This is a genomic window from Agromyces bracchium (assembly GCF_009709675.1).
GTDB lineage: Bacteria > Actinomycetota > Actinomycetes > Actinomycetales > Microbacteriaceae > Agromyces > Agromyces bracchium.
Window position 1 is genome coordinate 1 of record NZ_WMLB01000027.1, and the last position, 23,908, is coordinate 23,908.

The 23,908-nt window shown below is 67.2% G+C and carries 20 protein-coding genes and 2 tRNA genes; 5 read left to right on the forward strand and 17 right to left on the reverse strand.

The annotated features are described in order from the left end of the window. Nucleotides 1-39: 39 nt before the first annotated feature. The 5 genes from GJ743_RS13415 to GJ743_RS13435 form a co-directional block, all read right to left on the reverse strand. Entirely contained in the window at nt 40-984 is a 945-nt protein-coding gene (locus GJ743_RS13415; protein ID WP_155052429.1) for a hypothetical protein, read from the reverse strand. Continuing rightward, a complete protein-coding gene (locus GJ743_RS13420; RefSeq protein ID WP_155052430.1) occupies nt 981-1,718 on the reverse strand; it encodes a hypothetical protein in 738 nt (245 codons plus the stop codon). The genes GJ743_RS13415 and GJ743_RS13420 overlap by 4 nt, the downstream gene beginning before the upstream one ends. Before the next feature lie 439 nt (nt 1,719-2,157). After that, a complete protein-coding gene (locus tag GJ743_RS13425) occupies nt 2,158-2,958 on the reverse strand; it encodes a DUF2637 domain-containing protein (RefSeq protein ID WP_155052431.1) in 801 nt (266 codons plus the stop codon). A 230-nt stretch (nt 2,959-3,188) separates the two neighbouring features. Continuing rightward, nucleotides 3,189-3,626, reverse strand: coding sequence for a hypothetical protein (locus GJ743_RS13430; RefSeq protein ID WP_155052432.1), 438 nt, complete (start codon nt 3,624-3,626; stop codon nt 3,189-3,191). Between the two features lie 28 nt (nt 3,627-3,654). Further along, nucleotides 3,655-3,858, reverse strand: a complete 204-nt coding sequence (locus GJ743_RS13435; protein WP_155052433.1) for a helix-turn-helix transcriptional regulator — start codon at nt 3,856-3,858, stop codon at nt 3,655-3,657. A 104-nt stretch (nt 3,859-3,962) separates the two neighbouring features. Between GJ743_RS13435 and GJ743_RS13440 the strand changes: the two genes are divergently transcribed. After that, a complete protein-coding gene (locus tag GJ743_RS13440) occupies nt 3,963-4,538 on the forward strand; it encodes a helix-turn-helix domain-containing protein (RefSeq protein ID WP_155052434.1) in 576 nt (191 codons plus the stop codon). 538 nt (nt 4,539-5,076) lie between these two features. Here the strand turns inward: GJ743_RS13440 and GJ743_RS13445 are convergent. The 6 genes from GJ743_RS13445 to GJ743_RS13470 form a co-directional block, all read right to left on the reverse strand. After that, complete coding sequence (locus GJ743_RS13445) at nt 5,077-6,243, reverse strand: nucleoside hydrolase (RefSeq protein WP_196217002.1); 1,167 nt, start codon at nt 6,241-6,243, stop codon at nt 5,077-5,079. A 196-nt stretch (nt 6,244-6,439) separates the two neighbouring features. Further along, a complete protein-coding gene (locus tag GJ743_RS13450; RefSeq protein WP_155052436.1) occupies nt 6,440-7,465 on the reverse strand; it encodes an ABC transporter permease in 1,026 nt (341 codons plus the stop codon). Further along, the gene (locus GJ743_RS13455; RefSeq protein WP_155052437.1) at nt 7,462-9,039 is read right to left on the reverse strand and encodes a sugar ABC transporter ATP-binding protein; all 1,578 of its coding nucleotides are present in this window, start codon (nt 9,037-9,039) and stop codon (nt 7,462-7,464) included. The genes GJ743_RS13450 and GJ743_RS13455 overlap by 4 nt, the downstream gene beginning before the upstream one ends. 12 nt (nt 9,040-9,051) lie before the next feature. Continuing rightward, nucleotides 9,052-10,017: a sugar ABC transporter substrate-binding protein gene (locus tag GJ743_RS13460; protein ID WP_155052438.1), complete on the reverse strand. Its 966-nt coding sequence runs from the start codon at nt 10,015-10,017 to the stop codon at nt 9,052-9,054. 69 nt (nt 10,018-10,086) lie between these two features. After that, complete coding sequence (gene rbsD, locus GJ743_RS13465; RefSeq protein WP_155052439.1) at nt 10,087-10,479, reverse strand: D-ribose pyranase; 393 nt, start codon at nt 10,477-10,479, stop codon at nt 10,087-10,089. Further along, the gene (locus GJ743_RS13470) at nt 10,472-12,478 is read right to left on the reverse strand and encodes a PfkB family carbohydrate kinase (protein WP_155052440.1); all 2,007 of its coding nucleotides are present in this window, start codon (nt 12,476-12,478) and stop codon (nt 10,472-10,474) included. Before GJ743_RS13470 ends, rbsD begins: the two co-directional genes overlap by 8 nt. Before the next feature lie 1,000 nt (nt 12,479-13,478). Here GJ743_RS13470 and GJ743_RS13475 point away from each other — a divergent pair. The 3 genes from GJ743_RS13475 to GJ743_RS13485 all read left to right on the forward strand — a co-directional run bounded on the left by GJ743_RS13475 (nt 13,479) and on the right by GJ743_RS13485 (nt 17,191). Continuing rightward, on the forward strand, nt 13,479-14,927 hold the full coding sequence (locus tag GJ743_RS13475; protein WP_155052441.1) for an MFS transporter: 1,449 nt from the start codon (nt 13,479-13,481) through the stop codon (nt 14,925-14,927). Nucleotides 14,928-15,049: 122 nt separating this feature from the next. Further along, complete coding sequence (locus GJ743_RS13480) at nt 15,050-15,841, forward strand: GntR family transcriptional regulator (protein WP_155052442.1); 792 nt, start codon at nt 15,050-15,052, stop codon at nt 15,839-15,841. Between the two features lie 288 nt (nt 15,842-16,129). Further along, nucleotides 16,130-17,191: a tyrosine-type recombinase/integrase gene (locus tag GJ743_RS13485; protein ID WP_328289183.1), complete on the forward strand. Its 1,062-nt coding sequence runs from the start codon at nt 16,130-16,132 to the stop codon at nt 17,189-17,191. A 159-nt stretch (nt 17,192-17,350) separates the two neighbouring features. On the opposite strand, the gene GJ743_RS13490 is transcribed toward GJ743_RS13485, so the two are convergent. From GJ743_RS13490 to GJ743_RS13500, 3 genes are all read right to left on the reverse strand, one after another. Then, nucleotides 17,351-17,424 (reverse strand) — tRNA-Met (locus GJ743_RS13490). 31 nt (nt 17,425-17,455) lie between these two features. Further along, a tRNA-Thr gene (locus GJ743_RS13495) sits at nt 17,456-17,527 on the reverse strand. A gap of 76 nt (nt 17,528-17,603) precedes the next feature. Next, nucleotides 17,604-18,167 carry a DUF4190 domain-containing protein gene (locus GJ743_RS13500; RefSeq protein WP_155052444.1) on the reverse strand — a complete coding sequence of 188 codons (564 nt, stop codon included), beginning with the start codon at nt 18,165-18,167 and terminating at the stop codon, nt 17,604-17,606. 303 nt (nt 18,168-18,470) lie between these two features. On the opposite strand from GJ743_RS13500, the gene GJ743_RS13505 reads away from it, so the two are divergent. Then, nucleotides 18,471-20,885 (forward strand): BTAD domain-containing putative transcriptional regulator, encoded by a 2,415-nt coding sequence (locus GJ743_RS13505; RefSeq protein WP_155052445.1) that lies wholly within the window; start codon nt 18,471-18,473, stop codon nt 20,883-20,885. Between the two features lie 84 nt (nt 20,886-20,969). Here GJ743_RS13505 and GJ743_RS13510 read toward each other — a convergent pair whose 3' ends face one another. Genes GJ743_RS13510 through GJ743_RS13520 form a run of 3 tightly spaced genes read right to left on the reverse strand, consistent with a single transcriptional unit; the run spans nt 20,970 to nt 23,895 of the window. Continuing rightward, the gene (locus GJ743_RS13510) at nt 20,970-21,539 is read right to left on the reverse strand and encodes a phage tail protein (protein ID WP_155052446.1); all 570 of its coding nucleotides are present in this window, start codon (nt 21,537-21,539) and stop codon (nt 20,970-20,972) included. Nucleotides 21,540-21,541: 2 nt separating this feature from the next. Next, nucleotides 21,542-23,485, reverse strand: a complete 1,944-nt coding sequence (locus tag GJ743_RS13515) for a putative baseplate assembly protein (protein WP_155052447.1) — start codon at nt 23,483-23,485, stop codon at nt 21,542-21,544. Further along, complete coding sequence (locus tag GJ743_RS13520) at nt 23,482-23,895, reverse strand: GPW/gp25 family protein (RefSeq protein WP_155052448.1); 414 nt, start codon at nt 23,893-23,895, stop codon at nt 23,482-23,484. The genes GJ743_RS13515 and GJ743_RS13520 overlap by 4 nt, the downstream gene beginning before the upstream one ends. Nucleotides 23,896-23,908 lie beyond the last annotated feature (13 nt).

The window sequence follows — 23,908 nt, forward strand, 5'->3', positions numbered from 1 at the left end:
CGCATCAACCCCTACCTGTAACCCCACGCCGATGACCGCTTACACAAACCACTTGACAGGCTCGGCGACGGTCGCCGTGCGACCCGCGGCCTGGGCGAGGCCGACCATGGCGGTGGCGTCGGCGGGGTCGCCCTTCGCGTCGATGACGAACACGGGCCACCCGTAGCTGAGCGCACACAGCACGAGCCCGTTGATCAGGACCGTCTTCCCGCTGCCCGACTCGGCGATGATCAACGCGCGCGCCGCGGACGATGCGTTGGGCATGAGCACGAACCTGCCGGTCGGGTCGACCCAGTCACGCACCTGGCGGGCGTCGTGGAACCGGTCCGCGAGCGAGGTCACGGTGGAGCGGGTGGTGAACCCGAACGCTTCCCGATCCGCGACCCGGTGCGGCACGGTGACCGCCCCGTCGTGGACGCCGGTGATCCGTCCGGTGGCCGGGTCGAGGCGGATCCCGATCCGGGCCGCAGTGGAGGCGTCCGCGGCGCGCTTGCGTGCGGTCTCGATCCGTTCCTGGCGGAGCACGTCACTGACCCGCCTCGTGCGGACCCGGTCCGCGATCTGTCTGCGCCGGATGGACCACGCCACCGGCAGGAGGAGCACCCCGGCGCACAGGTTCGCGACCAGCCAGGGCCCGAACATGGGCCACACCTGCCCCATCCATCCGTCGCTCGCGAGGAACGCGGCGGCCGCGCCGGTGCTGACCCACTGGGTCAACAGGAGGGCCTCGATGGTGAGGAGGATGGTGACGAGGAGGATGCCGGCGGTGTTGATGATCCACTGCCACGGCCAGACCCGCCAGAACACGGCCTTGGTCGCGATGCTCTCCCCCGCCACCCGCACCGCGATCACCGGGATCAGTAGCGGCAGCGCAACCAGCCCGACCAGCGCGATGAGCGCAGCGGCGAGGACCGCTTCGAGGGCGTCGCTGAGCGCGTCGGTTTCGGCCGGGGCGGGCGGGACAGCCGCCTGCTCCACGCTCACCGGGCCGCCTCCTCGAACAACGGGGTCGACACGGCCATCCCCCTCGACCCACTCTCACTGCCGGATGGTGCGGTGTCGTCCCAGAGTGGGGCATCGTCGCCGACCCACTTCCCGCGGACATCGAGCACGGGCAGGGTGAGCAGCCGGTGGCGTTCGGTGCGGAAGATGAACCGGTCCGCTTCGCGGGCCACGACCCGGGCCGCGTCCGGGGTGCACAGGTACACGACCCGGGCTACCCCGGTCGTGGTCATCCGGGTCGCATGGTTCGTGTGGATCGTCTTGTACCGGTGCAGCGTCTTCGGGGTCAGCTCGACCTCGACGAGCTCGATCCGGTCGCCCTTGATCGCGACTCCGTCGACCTGGTGCTCCTGGGTCGACCCGGGTCGCCGGTCCCGGAACCACTCGTAGCCGCGGGCCAGGTACCGGGCCGACGCCGCCGCGACCGCGACCTCGTGCCGTGCGGTCTGCCGGTACAGGTTCGGTGCGCCCCGCCCGACAGCTTGGTGCGTGGCCCACACCACCTGCCCGTCCTGGAAGTTCGGCCGAGCCCGATCCACCAACCCGACCCCGGCCAGCCGGGCCACCCACTGCTGCGCCTTCCGCCGACTCACCGGCACCCCCGCCGTCTCGCCCGCGAGCCCGGCCAGCGCCCACCGGATCGCGTCGACATCCGCCATCCGCACCACGCCCAACCACTCGAGCATCGCCTCGTCACGACTGGTCAACTGCACCATCAGCGACCACTCCCCCCACCGTTCTCGTCACCTGTTCGTGTCCTCGTTGTCGTCGTCATGGCCGCCCGGTCCCCGTCGAATGTCCAAGTCCTTCTCTGTCCTCTTTCCCTGTCCCGCCGCCCCGGCTTTACTTCCCAACCTCCCTCAGGAAGACGAAGGATGAGTGCGGGAGGTTGGGAAGTAAAGCCGGGGCGGCCGGGGCGGCGGGACAGGGAAAGAGGACGGTGAACCGTACGTTCACCTATTCGCGCCGGGTGAACACCCGAACGCACACCCACCCAACCAGCACGTGACCCCCAAACGGGGGGAACACGCCGTGCGGTCGGCAGAGTCGTCCGCCCTGCCAGAGCCATCATCGACCGCGCATGACGACCCGGGCGAGCTCGACCCGCGGTCGTCGCGACGCCAAGGAGGAGCTGCCTTGAGCGGATGTCTGCGCTCATGCGACGCCGACCGGGTCGCGCTCGAGTGGGACGGTGGCTTCCGGTGCCTGGTCGTGGCGGGCGCGTTCGACCCAGCGTTGCGCGGTGGTCGACGCGACGCCGACGGTGCGCGCAGCGCTTCGCACTGACGCTCCGTCGTCGACGAGGGAGATCACCTCGTGGCGCTGCGCGTCGCGGTCGATACGAGTGGGCCGGTCCACTGTCGCGTTGGGCTCGGACGCGCCATCCCCCGCTCGTTCCACAAGCTGACCCGACGGCTTCGCTTCGGACCGTTCGGCCGGTGCGGAGTTGCCTGTGGAAACGGGTCGCCTGCCGCGAGCGGGTCGGACGGTGACGGTGGGGTCGGTTCGAGTGGGACGGTCGTCGCGGCGGTACACGGTCGCCGCGGCGAGGTGGGTCGTCAGCAGCAGTGCGATCGCGGGGACCGCGTTTACGATCACCGCAGGCACCTGCCCCAGGATCATCGTGTCCGGGTCCGCGATCGCGACGGCGGCCGCGTTGCCGGCCACGGTCAGGGCGCTGAACAGCGTGAAGGTGAACCACGGGAGAGCGCGCAGGAATCGGGATGGTGCGGGCACGAGCAGGGCGATCAGCATTGCTGCAAGGGCGGGCAGGTCGACCACGATCGGGAACACGATCGCCCGGTCGGCCGGCATCCCGCCGACGTGGAGGGCGAGGTCGTGCAGCGCGCCCCACGACATGAAGATCGCCAGCGCCCCGGCCGCGGCGATCAACCAGCCCAGGAAGATCCGCAACGACCGTGACGCCGCTCGCAGCTGCGGCCCACGGCCACTCACCCCGACCGCCCTCGAAGCGAGCGCGACCGAAGCGCGAGCCTCGCACGCGTCTCGAAGCTTCGACTTCGACGACCCCTGACCGCCCTCGCTGCTCTTCCCCCTCGTGGATGACGTCGGCTCTGGGTGTTCGCGCGTCGCGCGCGTACTGATTCCTTGCTGTTCATTCCTGTTCTCTTCCTTCTTCTAAGGGGGACGCTCAGTGACCCCCTGCAGGTACGCTCAGTGACCCCCTAAGGGGTACGGTGAGCGACCCCCTGAGGGGTACGCTCAATGACCCCCTGACCCCGTGCCGGGAACTGCAACACCACCGGGTTGTCCACAGCCGCGCGTGCCGCGCTGGGCTTCGAGGAACTGACCAGGAGCTCGTACTCGGCCGGAAGGCCGCGACCACCTGCTCTGACCCGCACGATCGCGCCCTTCTTCACCAGCTCGCGGACGGCACGTTTGACCGCCTGGTGCGCTGCCGGGCCGCCGTTCTCGGGGGCAGTGAAGCCCAGCGCGACCGCGGACATCTCACGGCCTCCGAAGTACCGCCTGGCCGGGCGCCCGTCCGGGGTGTCCTCATCCCAGCACTCCAACGCCATGTGCAGCAGCAAGCGGGTCGCGGCATTGCCCAGTCCGAGCCGTGCCGCAACCAGCACCGCGCTCTTGGCTGCGAACAACCCCATCACCCCGACCCCCGCGCCGCCGGCCCGGTCAGGCGTAGGACTCCGCACCGGTCCGCATCCGCGCCGTGGACTCGACCCACTCGATCACCTCGTGCCGCTTGTAGAGCACCGTCCGCTTCGTCGGCTTGTAGAACCGCGGCCCCTGCCCCGTGTACCGCAGCTGCGCCAACGCACCCAGTGAAAGCCCGGTGATCTCCGCGACCGTCTCCGGCTGAATGAATTCCTTCTCCATCACGCTCCCCTTCAAAATGACAACCCAGTCACTCTGTGGTTGTCACAGTCACGGTAGCGGGTTCACCTTCGGCACGACAACCCTGAACGCGATAACCTGTCGAAATGACGGACTACCGGGCAGAGCCGAGCATTGGCGCCCGCATCCGCGCCGCCCGCCGTCAACGCGGCTACCGCACCACCCGCGACCTCGCCGAAGCCCTCACCGGGACGAAGATCACCGAATCTGTGCTCGAGAACATCGAATCCGGACGCAAAGCGGACCTCACCCTGGGCCAGTTCCTCTCCATCGCCTACGCACTCCGCATCGCACCCAGTTACCTGCTCGCCCGCATGGTCGAGCCCGACGGCCCGCTCGACCTGCAGAACCTCAGCGACGACCTCAATGCGCTGACCGCAAGTGAGTTCGACGCATGGCTCTCGGGCTCATCCGCCGGCGGGCACCGTCCGGGATCAACGATCGAACGCCAAGAACGTCACGACCTCGACCTCCTTCGCGAACTCGCGGCGACTCAGCGGGAAATCACGCGACAAGAGGTCATCCATGCACTCGACGAAGACGGTCGCCAGCATCAGACCTCGTCCGGATCAGCGGCCAGTCGACTCAGGGCGCTTCGGGAGCGCGAAGTCGACCTGGCTCAGTTGCTCGAGAGCTCCGGGATCCGATCGCAACCCGATTAAAGTCCTGCGGTGGCCTGCCGGTCTCCGGCCACTGCTTGGTCTCCTCAGGGTCCGCAACTCACCGCGCTACGTCGGGACGAGCAGGACCAGAGGCAGAGCAGTGAGTGAGCCTGGGTCTTCGAGCTACGCCCAAGACAGACTCAGCGGGCGACGCGTTGCATCTGGCGCAGGTGCTGCGATTGGACGAGATCGTCGCGGTCCGAGTACCGTCCTTAGAGCAGGAGGCCGCGCGAGTTCTGATCCGTGCTCAGGACAACCGTGGCGAGCTGATGGCGGCCCGGCATCGACCATCGAAATTGCCGCTGCGCCACCGGGATCGGCTACGGCCGGCAGGCGTGGACGGGTGCCAGCCGAGAAACTCGGGGGCCCGTGCTGGTCACTCACTCGCACCAACCCCCGCGTATCAGTCTGGCCGCTCGTCGCCAGGGAATTGAGGGTCACCACCGATGCCCGGCGCCTGCGACCAAAAAGAGGAGCGCCCGGAGCTCGACAACTCCGGGCGCTCTTCCCCTGCCGCTTGACAGGAACCGATCAGATATCAGTTGTAGTTTGTGGTGAGGATTTCCGTCACGAAGTCCCAGTACTCGTCGTTATCCACCGTGTAGACAACATCAATCGGGTTCAGGTGCGCTGGCTGACGACCTTCCGTCCACTGCCGAATTACGCCAAGGAACGGACCCGGCTCGTCTGCAAGGGTCATGTAGCGAACAGCAGTTCTGTCAGTGATGCTCGGAATCATCAGCACCGCTGGCGTTACCGCGTCCCAGAACGACTGCACTCGCTGAGGATTCGCCTCCCAAACCGGGTACGCTACGTCCTTGAGCAGCTCAGCCACAGGCGTGTCGGCCGCAACGATCTCATCCATCACGGGCTTTGTGAGCTTCACTGTGTTCGCGATCTCACTCGGGATCAACACCTGCTTCGGGAAGTCAGCATTCAATGCGACGTTAACGGCAGTGGCATCGCTGCCCCAGTTGAACGAGCCCGACCCGTTCGACCCATCTTCCGGCGTCACACCACCCATGTAGTAGATGCCCGCAGTGTTGGCGGCGAAGTTCGGATCGTGCTTAATTGCGAGGGCGGTATTCGTGACGGCACCGATCGACATGATGGTCACCTGACCGGGATACTTCTTCACCTGCTTGGTCATGAATTGCCAAGCGGGCTCGGGCTGAGCCTTGGTCGTAACACCGGCGTGCGTCGCCGGATCATACTGCCCACCCAGCTGCATGCTTGAGTAGTCGACCTCGGAGTTCGGGTCCAGGTCGGCCTTCATGTTGTCGCGAAGGCGGAGGTTCCACATCTCCACGAAATCGCTGTCCTTATACCAACGTCCATCAAGCGGACGGTCCTGTCCGACATAGAGGGGAACGTCAGTCCGCTCCACCTTCTCCAGCATGCTGAGACCCATCTGAGCTTCGACCTCGGTGCGAACGCCGGGAGGAGCCGTGGTGACGCCGAGAAGGTCGATGTAGCCGGCCGCGTCCGCCTGGAGCAGGAACATCAGCGTGTACATGTCGTCCGTGTTGTATCTCAGGTCCGTATCCAGAATGACCTTTGTCGTTGCCGCCGAAGTCACTACGTCGTGATCGGATGCGGCGGCTTCGAGTGTGACGGTGGTCTGGGCACCTGCTTGCGCCGGGGCGGTCCCGGCCAGCAGTGCGGCCAAGGTCACCGCCAAGACGACCGAAATCTTGTGCTTCATTGTGACTCCAATGTCGGGCTTATGTCCCGTCCGCCTTGGTCCTGCGTTCCATTTGTACAGGTGAGACGAGACGTGGTGAGACATGAGAACACCACATCAACCGAAGGTTGACAAGCGGAATTTTTCCCAGTTCAAACGGCTTTTTTGGCGCGTCCGGGCACCCCTCCCCGCAGGCTAGGGGTCACAGCCGCGCTGCCTACTTCACTAAGCCCATCGCGAGCCGGGTGGACGCTTTGTCTCGGTAGTAGTCGATGATCACGGCGAAGACGATTACCGCTCCGGTCACCATCTGGCGCGCGAAGTCACCGACTCCCAGCAGCAAGAGCCCATTGGTGAGCACTCCGAGTAGGCACGCTCCCAAGAACGTGCCGATGAGTGAGCCCTTGCCGCCGAACAGGCTCGTCCCACCGATGATGACCGCGGCGATCGCATTCAACTCGAAACCCTGCCCGATGATCGGGCTGGAGGTGTGCAGGCGAGTCATGTAGATGATTGCGGCCAGCCCTGCCAGCGCGCCCGAAATGCAGAACGCTGCCACCTTGTAGTACGACGTGCGGTGCCCCGCGAGGCGAACGGATTCCTCGTTATTGCCGATCGCAAATAGCATGCGCCCGAAGACCGTCCTGGTCAGCACCAGGTGACCAACTACGATGACCGCGAGGGCGACGAGGAAGACTGCGGGCACGCCGAGGAATGTCGCTGTCCCGAACGCGTTAAAGGAGGCGGGAAAGCCGAAGACAGCTGCGGCGTTTGTCGTCTGCAGCGCGGCTCCACGCGCGATGTTGAGCATGCCGAGTGTGACGATGAAGCTGGGAACCATCCAGCGCACGGAGACGAAGCCGTTTACGAATCCGCAGCCGAGTCCGACCAGCACTGCGGTTGCGATCGCTGCGGTGATTGCTATCGGGTCCGGTAGTCCACTCGTGATGACGAGGCCTGCGACCATCGCACTAAGCGCGAGCACGGATCCAACCGAAAGGTCGATTCCTGCCACCAGAATCACAAACGTCATGCCTGCCGCGAGGATGGTGTTCAGTGTGATCTGCGTCTGGATGTTGGCGATGTTCTGCGGCGTCGCGAAGCTAGGCGCTGAGATCCAGAAGATCGCGATCAGGACAAGCAGCGCGATTCCGATGCCGGTCTCACCGAGTACCCAGCGGAGGACCTTTGTCCCCAATGGCGTCGGCTGCGCGAAGTCTCTTTGTACGCTTGCGGTGGTCATGAGCTTTGCCGGTTTCTCTTTCGATTGCTTGTTTCGGAGGAACCTGCGGCCACAAGGGCGGCCTCTCCGCCCTCCGTGCCGAGGTACCCGCTGTAAGCGTGGGTGAGGATGAGTTCCTGGTCGAATTGTTCGCGGGGAATGTCGGCCACGATCTGACCACGCGAGAACACGAGGATGCGGTGACACATTCCGATCAATTCGCCCAGATCAGACGAGACCATAACGATCGCCTTTTTCCGGCGAGCGAGGTTGGCAAGAAGACCATAGATCTCGTGTCGCGCACCGACATCGATGCCGCGTGTGGGTTCGTCGACGATGAGGACGTCTGAGTCCCTGAAGAGCCACCGCCCAAGCACGACCTTCTGTTGGTTTCCTCCTGAGAGAGTTCCCACCGGCGTGCCGATGGACCCAACCTTGACGCGCATCTGCTTGGCGACATCGGCTGTTCTTTGCCGCTCCGCCCGCCGGCGCAGGAAACCCCTACGGGAGACAGCATCAATATTTGCGAGGCTGATGTTGACGTCGCATCCCATCTGGAGGACAAGGCCCTGTTGCTTGCGATCCTCGGTGGCCAGACTGATCCCGCCGCGAACCGCGTCCTTGGGCGACCGCAGGTGGACCCGGCGGCCTCGCACCGAAACCGTGCCGCCCCTTGACTGATCGGCCCCGAAGATGGCCCGCACTGTCTCCGTGCGACCGGCTCCGACGAGCCCTGCCATGCCGACCACCTCGCCCTCACGGACAACGAAAGACACCGCGGATCCGGTGTCGGCCACCTCAAGTTGATCCACTTCGAGCACGACTGCTCCCGGGTCCACGTCGTCTGGGAAGGGGTGGTCGTCCACAAGCGCCTGGCCGACCATCATGCGTACAAGATCGGCGGTGGTTAGGTCGGCGATCCCTCGAGTGCCAATCGTCTCCCCGTTTCGCAGGACGGTGGCGCGATCGCAGATCTCAAAGATCTCCTCGAGATGGTGCGAGATGTAGATGACGGCGACACCGCGTGCGCGAAGGTCCGCAATCAGTTGAAGGAGACGGCGCTTCTCCGGCACGGTCAGCGTTGCGGTGGGCTCGTCGAACACCACCACTTTGGCTTCAGATGAGAGCGCGCGCGCGATCTCAACGAGCTGCGTCTGAGCGAGGCTGAGACGCTCCATCTTCGTGGTCGGAAGCACGTCGAGCCCCACGAGATCCAACATCTCTCGTGCCGCGCGGTTCAGTTCGCGGTAACTCACCACGCCCGCACGGTTGGGGAGCCCGTCGAGGAACAGATTCTCCGCGACGGTTAGGTTCGGCAGCGCGGACAACTCTTGGTGGACAACTCGGATTCCCGCACGTAGGGCGTCCTGAGGTGTCGCGGGCGTGTAGTCCGCGCCATCCAGCGTCAGTTGTCCGCGATCCGGCGGGTGCACGCCACCGAGGATGCGAACCAGCGTGGATTTGCCCGCGCCGTTCTCACCCACCAGGGCGTGCACCTCGCCACTGCGGACGTCCAAATCCACCCCGTCGAGGGCGACCACGCCGGGATAGCGCTTGGTGACGCCACGAGCTCGGAGCCTGATCTGGTCGTTCATGTCTTGCCTTCTCTACGGACCGGTAATCAGCTCGATGTTGGTCTTCTCCCACTCGGCGACTGTGTCGCCGTTCAGGAGCGCCAACGCAGCATCGATGCCGAAGACAGCCTGCTGAGACCCAAACTGGTCGAGCGTGGCCAGCAGTGAGCCGTCCTGAAGGTAGGGTTCGATCTCGGGGATGTTGTCAAAACCGACCACCTTGATCTCCCCCTTCTTTCCCGCCGACTCCAGGGCGGCCAGTACTCCGAGTGCCATCGAGTCGTTCGCCGCCATGACGCCCTGAATATCGGGGTTGGCGGAGAGGATGTTCGTGAAGACAGTATTGGCCTGCTCGGTCTCCCAGTTCGCTGTGGCCGATGCCACCAGGTCGAGCCCGCCTTCGTCGATCGCGGCCTCGAAACCCTCCTTACGCTGCTCGGCGTTGGCGGCGCCTTGCACCCCCTCGAGGATGACGACCTTCCCGCCTGCGCCCAGCTCGTCAGCGAGGACTTCGCCGACGGTACGTGCGCCCTCAACGTTGTCAGGACCCACGAAGGGGACCTCGATGTCCGCGTCGGCCAGGGCGCTATCGTCGAGCTTCACGTCGATATTGATGATCTCGATGCCCTGATCCGCGGCCTGCTTAAGTGGAGCGACGAGGGCGCGCGAATCGGCAGGTGCGATCACGATCGCATCAACTCCCTGCGCCACCAGGTTGTTCACCGCCTCGACCTGTCCGGTCACGTCCGTCTCGGACTGAATTCCAACCGCCTTGAGCACGAACTCGTCGTTCCCTTCGGCGTATTCCTCGGCGCCAGCCTGCATGTCCTGAAAGTACGGGTTGCCAAGACTCTTCATTACCAGCCCGATGGTGGGCACGTCTCCATCGGAGTCCTGCCCCGTGCCAGCAGTCGTACCGGTGGTCTGCTGGCCGCAGGCACTGAGCGTGGCCACCAGAGTTGCGGCTACTGCCGCGGTTGCAAGCAACTTGCTTCTCATTGTTATCTCCCTTGATGCGCCGCGACTCCTCCGTCGCGGGGGCCTAAATGTGGTCGACATGTTGGTGGTCTAGAAGGGAACGCCCGCGCGGAGGACGACGTTCGCGTAGGGGGTGGTCTCGCCGGTCCGCACGATTACTCGGGCTGTGTGGGCCAACTTTTTTAGGTCAGCGTGCGGACGCCGTTGCAGCGGAATCCCGCTGAGCAGATCACGAACCGAGGTAAGGACTTCGCCGTCGGCTAGCTCGTTGGCAACAACCGCGACCTCCACGACAAGTTCGGAGGCGACCGCCGAGAGGACTCCGGACAGCCGCGGCGAGTTGGCCGCGTAGACCAGGTCGATCACAGTCTCCGCGCCCCGAGGAATTGGTAGCCCTGGATCAGCGATGATGATCTCGTCGCCGTGTCCCATGGCTGCGATCTCCGCGGCGAGCAGCGGATGCCAGATGCCCTGCCTACGCATTGGCCGTACCTCTGCGAGCGCGGAAGAGTTCCACTTCGGCGCGCGCCGGCATCGCGGTCTGCGCTCCTACCCCGGTGGTCGCCAGAGCGCCGGCAGCGGCAGCCCATGCCATCGCCTCGCCGAGCTCGTCTCCTCGCGCGAGCGCAACGGCGAGCACACCGCAGAATGTGTCCCCGGCGCCCGTTGCGTCGATTGCGTCTACCTGAAGCGCCGGCTGGACCAGGGTGCCATCTGCTGTTGCTGCGACAGCACCCTCCTCGCCCAGGGTGATGATCACTGAGTGTGGCCCCGACGCGAGGAGGCTCTCCGCTCGCGCATTCCAAGACTCGCCCTCCGCACCCAAGGTCATGGCCTCCGTCTCGTTGACGATGAGCACGTCGGACATTGCGATGAGGTCGCTCAGCGCCCCTGCTGAGCCAGCCGAGAGGGGCGAGGCGTTGAGCACGATCGTCGAACCCGCCTCAGCAGCTTGGCGGGCGGCGGCCATGGCCGTGGGGAGCGGGATCTCCAGTTGCAGCAAGAGAACATCGACCTGGCGGTGTCCCGTGCGGTGCGACATCAGGTCAGCCGGCACGAGGGATGAGTTGGCACCAGCAGCGACGCTGATAGTGTTCTGTCCCTCGCTGTCGACGACGATCAACGCCACTCCGCTGGGAGAGGATCGATCGACACGGATCCCGGCTGGGCTCAATCCCTGTCGGAGAAGGTCAGAGTGCAATTGCGCTCCGAACGCGTCAGCTCCGATTGCGGCAGTGAGTTCGACGGCGCCGCCGAAACGGCGAGCGGCAACTGCCTGGTTGAAGCCTTTGCCCCCAGGTCGGGCCGCCGTCTCTCGACTGAGGACGGTTTCACCCGGCAGCGGGAGACGGTCAACTTCCACGATGAGGTCGAGATTCATGCTGCCAACGACGGCCACCACCGGGCCAGCATCGTCGCGCTGCTCGGGAACGATGACCATGTCCGACTCGGCTCGGGCTCCCTCGGCCGGACATCCGCACGAACCGCGGACGATCAGCTCGACGTCAAGGGTGTCGATCCGCTGGGGCGAGGGCTCCAGCTCCGTGTGGGTGATCTGGGCTAGGAGCTGCTCGAACGCCCGCCGGGCCAAGTCAGGGACAGGCTGACGGATCGTAGTCAGAGCGGGAAACGTTAGCTCGGAGGCCGCAATGCCATCGAAGGACACCATCGCGACATCCTCGGGGCACTGCAGACCACGACTATGCAGCGCGTGCATAACGCCGATAGCTTGCTCATCGCTCGCGACGAAAATGGCGTCGATGTCAATGACGGCGTCAAGCATCTCGAGCGCCGCATCGTGGGCGGCGAAACTTCCGAACGAAACTTCGCGGAGCAGATCGGCGGTGGGCTGCATTCGAGCGCTTAACAGCGCGTCGCGCCACCCACGGACCCGGTCGGCGGTGTTGCGCAGATCCTGCGGGCCGGAGATGCAGGCGATGCGGCTTCGTCCATGTCGAATCAAGTGCTCAGTGGCCAGGCGGCCGCCCTGTCGATTGTTGGAGACGACCTGGCTGGGTGCGACCCGGTGAGCTCCGAGCAGACGGTCGACGACGACCCACGGAGTGCCCGCCCGGGGGAGCTCGTCGGCAATCGGCACATCATCGTGCGAAGGGATGAGGATCACGCCGTCGACACGGCGGTCCAGCAGCGCGCGTACGTGTCCGGTCTCCTTCTCCACGTCGTCCCCCGCGTTGGCGAGGAACAGGGTGTACCCGTATTCGAACGCCACCTTCTCGATCTCGCGCGCCAGTTCGGCGAAGAAGGGATTGGCGTTGTCGGGTACAACGAGCCCAATCGTCTTGGTCTCACTGGTCCGCAGCGAGACGGCGAGTTGGTTAGGGCGGTATCCGAGTCGCTCTACGGCCGCCAGGACACGCGCCTTCGTCTCTGGAGCTACTCCTCGGGGCCCGTTGTTGAGCACATAGCTCACCACCGCCGGCGAGGTTCCTGCCAGCCGCGCCACATCGCTGCGGGTAACCATTGCGTCTCCATCAACTCGGGTTGCTCAACTTCGTGGATGGAACGGAAACACATCAACCATCGGTTGACAAGACGCGCCGGTAGAGTCCACTTCTGCGAGTCCCTTGCGCATTCTGTATAGCGTCCGATCGCCTAGGTGATCAGACTGCGAACCATGACGTCCGCAACCTCACCTTTCCCTCAGCGAGGAATCCATCCAGTATTAGGTTATACCTCGTTAGTATGACCGCGTCAAGGAACCTGGAGCCCGACGCGCGTTGTTCAGTCCACGTGACTGGCCGCGCGGTTCGCTGGTGCTCGGGGCGCCTGCATCACACGTCCCTTCTTGAACGTGCTCTGGTTGCCCCCTCCCCCAATAGAGGTGTTCGGCGACCGCCTCCGCGGGGAGCCGGTCGATTCGCCGGGAAACCGAGGCGAGCGCGGCGCAACACGGATTGGCTTTGGCGAGGCAGGCACAGGCTGTCGTCGTCGGTCATGATTCTTCGGCACACGCACGGAGATTCGCCGGCCGACGCATGGTCGCCAAGCCGGCTACCTGTTGGGCTCGTTCACGTTGGGCGCATCCCGGGATGAAAGCCGTCCCGACGGCGCGGTCGCCCACCTTGAGGTCCCGTCCGTTGCGCCGGGCTCCTAGAGGAGGCCCAGGCATGCCCGCAGCCGTAAGCGGCGAGGAACGTACGGTTCGAACGGGCCGTGTTGTCGCCTGACTGATCAGCTGCTGCGGCCGCGACTTGACAGCCCGTGCCGGCAGTCTTGTCTAGGCCTTCGTCTACGAGCTAGCGATCGCACTCTGAACTTCCTCCATCGCTTCCTCTCGCCCCCAGTCTCGGCGATCAGCCTTCGTTGCCGGGCAGGCACGACGGGCTGGAGGAGAAGGTCGCCCGGCCGCATATGCGCGACCCTGCAAGAGAGGGTTTCCACACGGTCATATCTGCAAGGTATGATGTCGTACTGTAGACCCAACGAGACAACGTGTCAGTGACGACGACCTGGCTTCAAGTATGAAGAGAGCCGAGCCCAACGCAGCATCATCTGGTGGAATCCTCGAGGGGATGCGCGCGACGTGGCTGGTCGTCGGCCTGGTGATGGTGGTGCTCGTTCAACAGCTCGACAAGTCCATGCTGACGCCGGCGCTTCCCGCGATGTCCGAGGAGCTAGGGGTCGGCCTCGACCAGATCGCATTCGTCTCGACAGCTTTCCTTCTCGTTGGCGCGGTCGGCGGAGTGGCGATCGGCCGTTGGAGCGACTTCATCGGTCGCCGTCGGACGCTGTTTATACAGCTCGTCGTCCTTGCGATTGGGACGGCGCTTTGCTGGCTCGCACCCAATTTCGAGCTACTTCTCCTCGGCCGCGTGATCCAGGGCGTTTGCGGCGGCTCCTTCCAACTATCGGCAATGATCCTCAGCGAGAATCTGGATCGTAAGAGGTTCGCAGCCAGCCTGGGCATACTCACCGCAGTCAACGGAGGAGTGGGCGGATTCGACGGCTACGTCGCTGGCCTCCTGACCCAGGAATGGGGCTTCCGGTCAATCTTCGCTGTGATCTTCGCCACGGCGTTGGTCGCGATCATCTTCGTGCGGTTCACTGTTCCGAAGCAGCCGCCGCCCATCACCACAGGAAGAATGGATTGGACGGGCGCGGGGCTTTTCGCTGTCTTTCTAGTGAGCCTTAATCTGCTTGTCTCCAACGGTGCGAAGCTGGGCTGGCTATCCCCAGCCGCGCTTCTTTCCGCCCTCGTCTGCCTCGCCGGTGCCGCGGCATTCTGGTTCGCGGAGAAGCACGTGAAGACGCCGCTCATCGCCGTCCACCACCTCAAGTCGCGTCAGGTTTGGCCAGCCTTGCTGACGGTGCTCCTGTCGCTTGCAAGCGTCTTCGCAGTCCTCAATTTCACCGTGGTGTTGCTCAGTCAGAACAGCGAGGTCGGGTACGGGTTGGACGCCGCCACGTCTGCCCTCTTGTACCTTGCCCCGCCAGCGCTCATCGGTATGGCAGCGGCACCATTCGCGGGCTGGCTCGCGGGACGGCTGGGCTGGCTGATGGTGCTGCGCGGTGGTCTCGTCCTATCCCTTTCGGCGATGCTAGCGATGAACATCTTCCTTGGAGACAGGATCGTGGTCGCGATCACCATCGCTTTCCTCGGCTTCTCGTACAACGGGCTCTTGCTCACCACGACAAACGCCCTGGGTGTGCTGCAGTCGCCAGTGGAGGCTCCCGGCGCGCTGCCGGGAATGATCGGCGCCGCCTTTGGCATCGGAGCTGGGCTGGGCATCAGCATTATCGCGCCACTCGCGGCTCAGGGAACAATGGCGGGCTTCCATTCGGCTATCTGGGTCTCCATCGGAATCGGCGTACTCGCGCTAGCCATCGCTTTCCTCATCGACCCTTCCAAGAAGATGCTGGGGGCTGAGCCCATCGACGCGGCAACGAGCCCGCGTGACTTGACCGGGTGAAGTATGGCTCACTGTGCGGAAGTCGGCGCCACGCTCTCGCGCAACGCGGACGAAGCGCATCCGATGTCATACCTGCTAGGTACGATTACAGGCGTGACGACCGATCCGAGAAAGAGAACGACATGACGACCATGGATACCTTCCTGCGCGAACGGCTATTGGTTGCTCCCGGAACGGCGATCCGGGTTGCGGTCTACTCGCGTCTTGCCGACGGGATCCGCACCGGGGTCTTGCCGTTGGGAGCGCTGCTCCCCCGCGAGACCGAGCTCGCCGCTCAGCTACGCGTGAGCCGGACACCCGTGCGTGAAGCGCTAATTCTGCTCGAGGAGGACGGACTCATTCGAACGAAGCGGGGCGTTGGCCGATTCGTCGCGGACGCCCTGCCACGTTCGGGCCTCGAGGTGTTCCGGCCCTTCGACGACCTCCTGGCTGAGAGCGGGGGGGATGTTGAGACAGAGCAGCTTCGTTTTGATATCAAGCCCACGACGGATTTCATCTCGAACAAGCTGACTCTCGATTCGGCCGCCAACACATGGTTCCGGGAATGTATCATCCACCTGAATGGTGATCCCGTCGCCCTGATCCATGAGCATCTCCCAGCTGGCAAGTACCTCGATGACGTGCATCCCGAGATCGGAGAAGTGCTCCTTGAGCTCAGCCGTGAAAGGCGGTCACTACTCGCCGGCCTAATCGAACGACTGGGTCCGGTCTTCCACTCCGGGTCTTGCCAGATAACCGCCAGCCTTGCGGGTGAGTCCCGTGCCACGCTGCTTGGTATTGACGACGCCGATCCGGTTCTTGTGCTTACCCAAACCGCTGAATATAGGGACAGGCCTGTCTATCTCGCCAAGTGCATCGTCAGTGGGCAAGTAAATCACCTAATGATCGTTCAATCCTCGGCGCTCCCCTCCTGAATGTCACTACGCGTTTCGAACTTCAACAAGGAAGAACACGGTCAGCGGGGCAGATGAGTAGGCCGACGACGGCTCGTCGTGACCTGTCCGTGGGGTCGAAAGCGGCCGGAGCGGCGCGATCTGGCGCGCGCGGGCCGGACTGGCCTCGAGAGTGCACCGTCCGTGCGATCTTGCTCGCAGGCATCGCTCGGGTCGGGGAGGCCCATAGGGTGGAGACGCAACCTGGGAGGGGACCACACATTGGGCACGGTTGAACCGTATTCGAGCGCGGCCGGCAAGAGATACCGAGTGCGCTATCGGAAGCCTGATCATTCGCAGACCACGAAGCGTGGGTTCACGACGAAGAAGGAGGCCGAGCTGTTTCTGGCCAGCGTCGAGCTGGGCAAGGCAGCCGGGACCTTCATCGATCCCTCGAGCGCTCGTGTCACCATTGCGGCCCTCGGCACCGCGTGGCTGAAGTCGCAGACTCACCTGAAGCCATCATCGACCGCCGTCGTAGAGTCTGCCTGGCGGCTACATGTCGAGCCAACCTGGGGGCGCATTGCTGTGGCGGACATCCGCCACAGCAATGTGCAGAACTGGGTCGCGCGGCTGAGTTCCGGCGAGCCGGGACGATCGAAGCCGAAGTCGCCCGCACTTGTGCACCGGTGCTACGGCGTTCTCGCCGGCATCCTCGACACTGCGGTGAAGGATCGGCGCATCCCGTCGAATCCCGCGCGCGGCGTGGGACTACCTCGAAAGGTGAGCAAGGAGCACGTGTACCTGACGCACCTCGAAGTCGACCGTCTCGCGGGTGCCTCTGGCGTCCACGCACCACTCATTCGCCTCCTCGCCTACACCGGGCTTCGCTGGGGCGAGGTCAGTGGCCTCCGTGTAGGGGACGTGGATCTCCGCCGCCGGCGGCTTGCCATAAGTGTTAACGCGGTTCGCGTCGGCGGTCAGGTCGTCGTCGGCACTCCCAAGACGCACAAGCGGCGCGTCGTGCCCTTCCCAGCGTTCCTCACCGAGCCGCTCGCCGAACGTTGCGCGAACCGAGAGGACGCTGTCCTGGTCTTCCCTGACAAGTACGGGAACCACCTCACCACGCCCACGGTTCGGGAGAACTCGTGGTTCGATCGAGCGCTCGTGGCCGCCGAGTTGAAGACGATGACCATTCACGATCTCAGGCATACGGCCGCGAGTCTGGCGGTCTCGTCTGGCGCCAACGTGAAGGCGGTGCAGCGAATGCTGGGGCACGCCTCGGCAGCGATGACGCTCGACACCTACTCGGATCTCTTCGACGACGATCTGGACGCCGTCGCAGTCCGACTGGATGAGGCGGCGTCACGCGCCCTCAGCGCGCTCAACTGACGTGCTCGCGGGCCGCGAAGTCAGGCATCGTCGATCACATCCGCTCACCTGAATCACATTCGATCAGGCTCAGATGTGGTCAGGATGTGGTCACGCGACTCGCGACGAGCGGCTTATGATCGGCCGGAACGGCCTGAGATCCGCGAGATTCTGCTGTTGTAGCGAGGGCGGGACTCGAACCCGCGACACCACGATTATGAGCCGTGTGCTCTAACCACCTGAGCTACCCCGCCGCGAGGCTTCTCCGGAAACCGGAGGAACCAGAGCCCCGAGTCAGGATTGAACTGACGACCCCTTCCTTACCATGGAAGTGCTCTACCACTGAGCTATCGGGGCAGGTGCCGCTGTCGCGGCAACCACACGAGAATATCACCTCGCAGCGCGTGCGTTAAATCGGCGGCCGGGGCTTCGATCAGAGGCTCGACGGCACGCCCGACGTGTATGCGGCGCCCGCGAAGACGGCCACGAAGAAGAGCACGTAGAGCACGATGCCGATCAGCATTCCGATGCCCAGGACGTAGCCGAAGATGAGGCCCGTCAGCGCGGCGCCGGCGCCCTGCTCGCCGGTGCGACGGATCTGCGAGCGGGCGATGTGGCCGCACACGATCGCGGCGACCGAGCTGAGCGGGCCGAGGAGCAGCGCGCCGAGCCCGAGCCCGAACGCGACCCACGCCAGCACGTTCTGCGGGGCGGTGACGGGTGGAACCCAGGGGGCGGGCGCGGCGGGATACCCGGATCCGGCCGCCGGGGCGCCGTAAACGCCATAGGTCGGCGCGCCGTATGCAGAGACGGCAGAGGCGGATGCCACGGGGCCGGGCGCCGCCGGGCCGGTCGCCACTGGGGCGGATGCCACGGGGCCGGGCGCCGCAGGCGCCACGAGCGGCGCCGTGCCGTACGGCAGCGTCGGAGCCTCGGGCTGCGCCACGGGCGGGGCCGGAGGCGCGGGCGGGAGGGGCGGGGGCGTCTGGGCGCTCATGGCGGGGCTGCTCCGGTTCGGGTGCGGGGAGGTGGGTCCGGCCGCCATGCTATCGCCCGAGCGACCGCGGATCGAGGCATCCGTCGCCGCGAGCGGGAACGCACTCGTCGACCGACGACAGGACTTCAGGGACCGCACGGAGGCGACCGAGCCGGCACCCCGGTACGCAGGAAGCGGAACATCGACCATGCCGTGATTGCGGACCGGGGATCCGTTGCGGGAGCATGGCGAGGGAACCGGCAGTGCACCATGGCGAGCACGGGACACGACGCGCGGCCGCCCGGGGGGAGGATCCCGGGTCGGTTGATCTCCCGCCTGCTCGCCGGCCGCGTGTTCGTCGTCGCGCCCGTCGGCGCGGGCAAGTCCACGCTCCTCGCGCGGCTCGAATCCGAACTCGGCGGCACCGCGGTCGTCCCCGTCGACGCCACCTTCGGCGACCCCGGGCGACTGCGGGCGGCGATCGCGGATGCCTCGGCCGACGGCGCGACGACCATTGCGCTCGACGACGTCGAGTCCGTGCTCGGCACGCCCGCCGAGCCGCTGCTCGCGAGCCTGGTCGGCAGTCGAGAACGGATGCCGCGGCTCGTGCTCGCCTCACGGGTGCCATTGCCACCGATGATTGTCCATGCGGCGGCCGACCGGACCGCGACGATCACCGCGCCCGAGCTCGCATTGCGCATCGACGAGGTCGCGGTGCGGTTCGCCGAGGTCGTCGGCCGGCCGCTCGGTCTCGGCTGCGCGTCGCGGGTCGTCCGCGAGACGGCGGGCTGGCCCGCACTCGTCGAGTTGCTGGCGCAGCGCGCCCGCCGGGTCGACCCCGACGCCCTCGAGGCGATGGTCGAGTCCGACCTGGCGACCGACTTCGCCGCCGGAACCCTCGAGGCCGCGATCGAGGCGCTGCCGCTGGATCTGCAACGATCCCTCGAGGAGGTCGGCCCGCTGCCGCGGCTCGAGTTCGCCGCGTGCGCGCGGGTGCTCGGGGCATCCGCCGCCGGCCGACTGCTCAGTGCGATGGAGGCGGGGGCCGTCATGCACGAGGTCGTCCTCGGCCGTCGCATCCTGCCGCCGGTGTTCCGGCGCCACCTCGCGGCGTGCCGCGCGCTCGCGGCCGGCGCCGTTGCCGACACCGACGTCGACGCTCGGGCGGCGATGGTGATCCCGCCGTCCGCCGCCGCTGCGGTGACCCGGACGGCACCCGCGGCGCCCACCGCCCCCGCCGACGCCGCACCCGCACCGCCGCGCTCGCCGGCGCCCGTCGGCGACCCGTTCGACGCGGCCCTCGCGCGCCTGCGCCGCGGCGACGTCGTCGGGGCGATCCCGTTCCTCCGCCGCATCGTCGACGGCGGCGACCCGTCGCAGGCGCGCGCGGCGCGCCTCGCGCTGCTCGTCATCCGCGAGCCGATCGCCCCGAGCGACCAGACGCTCGACGCGCTGGCGGCGCTCGAACGCGAGTGCGTCGAGTCGGCGGACCCGCGGCTGGCGCGCCTCTGCCAGGGAGCGATCGCGGCGATCGCGGGCCTGCCGCACGCCGCGGTGCGCTCGGTCGTCGCGTCGGCCGACGCAGATCGGGACGCGCTGGCCGCGGCGGCGGTCTCGGGCATCGACCTCGTCGTGCGGATCCGCCGCGGGCAGGCGACGAGCGCCGACACGTCGGCCGTCGCCGACCGGTTCGACCGGCTCGGCCACGCGGATGTCGCGGCCTGGGCGAGGTCGTGCGGCGCGCTCGCCGCAGCGGCATCGGGTTCGACGCACACGCGCGAGCTCATCGTCGAGGCCGACGGGTGCGTGCGGGCGTCCGGAGTCGAGGGTGCCCACGCGCTGCTCGAGATCGCGCAGGCCCTGGCACCCGAACGAGCGAGCGCGTCTGCGGGCACGCGTGCCGCGTGGCGCCGTCGCGCGCTCGACACCGGGTTGCCCCGACTGCCCTCGCTCGTCGCCGACGCCGTCGCGCGGCAGCCGCACCCCGCCGACGGTGGATGGGGCGGGGCCACCGGTTCGCGCCTTCCGCGCCTGACGGTGCAGTGCTTCGGGGGCTTCCACCTGCGCGCCGACGGCGCCGAGATCGACCTCCGGCGGGTGCGACCGCAGGCCCGCGCCCTCCTCCGGATGCTCGCGCTCAACTCGGGCGCCCCCGTCCACCGCGAGCTCATCGCCGACATCCTCTGGGGCGACCTCGGCACCGACTCGGCGGTGCACGCGCTGCACGTGAGCGTGTCGAGCCTGCGGCGCGCACTCCCCCGCCCGCGCGCCGACGAGGACAGCTCGATCGTCGAACGCGTCGGCGAGGCGTACCGGCTCGGCATCGTCGATCGTCGCGACTGCGACCTCGCCGACTTCGACGACCACCTCGCGGATGCCGCGGCGGCCAAGCGTCGACGCGATGCGGAGTCGACGGCGCACGACCTCCGGGCCGCGCTCGACCGGTACACGGGCGACGTACTCCCCGAGGACGGCCCGGCCGAGTGGGTGACCGGCGCTCGGGAGCGCTACCGGCTGCGCGCGTCCGAGGCCGCGGCCTCGCTCGCACACCTCGAACTCCGCCTGGGCTCCGCGCGCGCCGCGGTCGAGACGGCGACCAGGGCGGTCGAGATCAACCCGTGGCTCGACGAGGCGTGGCGCACGCTCGTCGAGGTGCAGCGCCGCTCCGGCGACGTGCTCGCCGCCGAACGCGCGGCCGAGGGGTATCGCCGCATGCGGGTCGAGCTGGGGGTCGACTGAGCGGGCCGGCAGGGGCAAGGCCGGCGGCGCGGCATCCGCTCGACGGGTTCGCCCCACAGCCCGGCCGACAGCCCGGCCGGCGGCTCAGCCCGCGACCACCACGGTCAGCTCGACGGGCAGGTGCGCCGGCACCACGGCCGCCGCGACCCGCTCGAGGCGCCGCTCGAGTTCGGCCCGGTCGCCCTTCGGCACCGTGATCGTGATCGCGAGGCGCAATTCGTCGGAGCCCGGCAGCGGAGCCCCCGGCGTGGGCGACCACGCCGTCGCCCCCGACTCCTCGAGCTCGACCTCGGCGTCGGGCCCGGCCGCCAGCCGCAGCGCCCCGCGGATACCGTCGGGCGTCCCCGCGCGACGGTGCAACGCCGCGGCCCCGGCGACGATCGAGCGCCGCTGCTCCTCCGACCACGCGTCGTCGAGCGCGACGTCGACCCACCCCGCGAGCCAGTCGAGGAAGTCGGCGGGGGCGTACTCCGGCCGGACGTAGGAGTCCAGGCTGTCGAGCACCGCGTAGACCGGCGCGATCGAGTCGTCGAACGCGCGGATCCACTGCATGAGGAACTGGTCCTCCTGCAGGATCCCCGGCAGCCGCGAACCGATCGGCACCGGGTTCGCCAGCGGCTGCCGGTTGATGCGATCGTGCACGATTCCGCGCATGGTCACACCCCCGACGTCACCCGGATGCTGTGCCCGAAGCCGTGCACGAGCGAGGTCGGTCCGAGGATGATCCGCTGCACCGGCTCGCCGCGCTCGCCCGTGACCGGGTCCGCCTCGAAGAGCAGCACCTCCTCGACCAGCTCCGCACCGGGCAGGGACTGCAGAACCGCGTACACCTCGCCCGCGAGCACCGGGCGACCGAACGGCCATCCGTTGCCGTCGTTGCCGCCCCGGATCGGGTCGAAGTGCCGGTACAGCGTCGCGAGCGCCTCGGCCTGCAGCCGCTTGACGGCCACCCTGGGCCGCGCGACCATCTGCGCCGCCACGATCACACCGCGGTACTCGGGCGGCTCGATGACGAGGCGCGTGCCGGCGATCCGCCGCATCTCGAGGTCGTCGGAGATCGCCTCGAGCAGCTCCGGGCCGGGCTGGAGGTCGGCGTAGTCGATCCGCCCGTCCGGGCCGACCGCGACGGTGGGCACGACGAGGAGCCGGACCCCGGCGCCGCCGCCGTCGTCGACCGGGAACGCCTGCGTCCGGCCGACGCCCGGCGCAGCGCGCTTGGCGAGCTGCTCGAAGTCGCCGAGCGTCACCGCGCGGTCGCGCGTCCGCAGCACGAGCGGGCCGCGCACCTTCGCCTCGTCGATGGTCTCGGCGTCGGTGCCGTCGTGCGCCGCCTTCCGGTTCACCGCCCCCTTCACGAACGGCACCGTCGAACGGAGCACCGACAGGCTGCCCGCCGAGACGTTCCCGTCGCGGCCTCCTCCGACGCGATACCGCGGCACGCGCAGGGGCGCGCCCTTCGGCGGCACCGCGCCGTAGCGGCGGAGGCTCCCGTCGGGCTCGCGCACCGCGGGCGGGAACGACACCGTGCCCGTCGAACGATCGACGACGACGTGCCGGTCGGTCTCGCCGGACCCGGCGAACGAGTCGACCTCGGCCCACTCCTGCCATCCGCTCCCCGAGCCGACCTCGACGACGAACGCGTCGCCGTCGTCGACGACGGGCCGCTTCTCGAGCGAGAACGCCTGCCCGGGCACGCCCTCGGAGAGTCCGAGGATCTCCTCGTCGATCGTCCGTGCGTGCAGCGCGACGGCGACGCCGCCGACCGTGTCAGCCGACGCCTCGCGCACGAGCGGCGGTTGCTTGTACTTCGGTACGCCTTCCTCGCGTTCGACGATGCGGCACCTGATCCATCCGGCGTTCTCGTCGCCGATGACGGATGCCACGTGGTCGCGGCCGACGATCACCCGCACCTCGCCGGCCTGGTTGAGGCCCCCCGTGTGATCCACGACGAGGTCGCAGGCCGACCATCCGGAGCCGTTCCACGACTCCCACACGATCGGCGGATCGAGCGGATCGACGCCGACGCCGCGGACGGCGCAGTCGAGCCGGATGGCGATCGCGAGACCCGGGGCCGGCTGGTCGAGGCCGATCAGGAGCTCGTCGCCGATCTTCGGCGGCGTCGAGAAGGCCTCGATCGGGTCCGAACGGAGCCGCGGCCCGCGGATCGTCGTCGCGTCGCCCGATCGGGTGCCCACGTGCGCGAGCTTCCGCGGCGGGATCTGCAGCTCGTCGGTGGTCTGGAACACCACGGACTCGGTCTGCTCGTTCCGGGGCGTGCCGACCTCGGTGCGCGCCGGCACCACGACGGTGTCGGTGCGCGGCGCCGCGAGCCACATGACGACGTCGGCAGTGGCGGGGGTCGGCGGGTAGAGCGAGGTCCCGATCAGGTCGAGGAAGGCGACGTAGAGCTTGTCGGGCACGCGGTTGAGGCGGTAGAAGAGCTCGTCGGTCATGTAGGCGAACGCCTCGATCAGCGTGACACCGGGATCCGAGACGTTGTGGTCCGACCAGTCGGGGCAGCGCAGCGCGACGAGCCGTTTCGCGTCGTCGACGAGGTCCTGGAACCGTCGGTCGTCGAGGTTGGGTGCTGGCAGGCTCATGATGTCGCCTCCGATGCGCGCTCGGGAATCACGTAGAACGGGAAGACGAGGTTGCGCGGGTCGTTCGAACCGCGGATGGAGTAGCCGATGTCGATCAGGAGCAGGCCCTCGTCGGCGCGCACGAACGACACCGCCACGCGCGTGACGTCGATCCGGGGCTCCCACTGGCGCAGTGCCGTGCGCACGGCATCGCCCACCGCGCCGGCCGTCGCGGCATCCGCCGGTGCGAACGCGTACTCGTGCACGGCGCACCCGAACTCCGGCCGCATGGGCCGCTCGCCGGGCGAGGTCGCGAGGATCAGGCGGATGCTCTCCTCGATCTCGCGGTCGCCCGACGAGAGGGCGATGCGCCCGCCCGTGTCGGCATGGACGGGGTACGACCATCCCCGTCCGACGAACTCCTGCGACATCCCGACCTCCGAC

Coding starts and splice junctions, on each gene's coding strand:
- GJ743_RS13420 (WP_155052430.1), bottom strand. CDS start 1,718: ATGGTGCAGTTGACCAGTCGTGACGAGGCGATGCTCGAGTGGTTGGGC.
- GJ743_RS13430 (WP_155052432.1), bottom strand. CDS start 3,626: ATGGGGTTGTTCGCAGCCAAGAGCGCGGTGCTGGTTGCGGCACGGCTC.
- GJ743_RS13435 (WP_155052433.1), bottom strand. CDS start 3,858: ATGGAGAAGGAATTCATTCAGCCGGAGACGGTCGCGGAGATCACCGGG.
- GJ743_RS13440 (WP_155052434.1), top strand. CDS start 3,963: ATGACGGACTACCGGGCAGAGCCGAGCATTGGCGCCCGCATCCGCGCC.
- GJ743_RS13445 (WP_196217002.1), bottom strand. CDS start 6,243: ATGAAGCACAAGATTTCGGTCGTCTTGGCGGTGACCTTGGCCGCACTG.
- GJ743_RS13450 (WP_155052436.1), bottom strand. CDS start 7,465: ATGACCACCGCAAGCGTACAAAGAGACTTCGCGCAGCCGACGCCATTG.
- GJ743_RS13455 (WP_155052437.1), bottom strand. CDS start 9,039: ATGAACGACCAGATCAGGCTCCGAGCTCGTGGCGTCACCAAGCGCTAT.
- GJ743_RS13460 (WP_155052438.1), bottom strand. CDS start 10,017: ATGAGAAGCAAGTTGCTTGCAACCGCGGCAGTAGCCGCAACTCTGGTG.
- rbsD (WP_155052439.1), bottom strand. CDS start 10,479: ATGCGTAGGCAGGGCATCTGGCATCCGCTGCTCGCCGCGGAGATCGCA.
- GJ743_RS13470 (WP_155052440.1), bottom strand. CDS start 12,478: ATGGTTACCCGCAGCGATGTGGCGCGGCTGGCAGGAACCTCGCCGGCG.
- GJ743_RS13475 (WP_155052441.1), top strand. CDS start 13,479: ATGAAGAGAGCCGAGCCCAACGCAGCATCATCTGGTGGAATCCTCGAG.
- GJ743_RS13480 (WP_155052442.1), top strand. CDS start 15,050: ATGACGACCATGGATACCTTCCTGCGCGAACGGCTATTGGTTGCTCCC.
- GJ743_RS13500 (WP_155052444.1), bottom strand. CDS start 18,167: ATGAGCGCCCAGACGCCCCCGCCCCTCCCGCCCGCGCCTCCGGCCCCG.
- GJ743_RS13510 (WP_155052446.1), bottom strand. CDS start 21,539: ATGCGCGGAATCGTGCACGATCGCATCAACCGGCAGCCGCTGGCGAAC.
- GJ743_RS13515 (WP_155052447.1), bottom strand. CDS start 23,485: ATGAGCCTGCCAGCACCCAACCTCGACGACCGACGGTTCCAGGACCTC.
- GJ743_RS13520 (WP_155052448.1), bottom strand. CDS start 23,895: ATGTCGCAGGAGTTCGTCGGACGGGGATGGTCGTACCCCGTCCATGCC.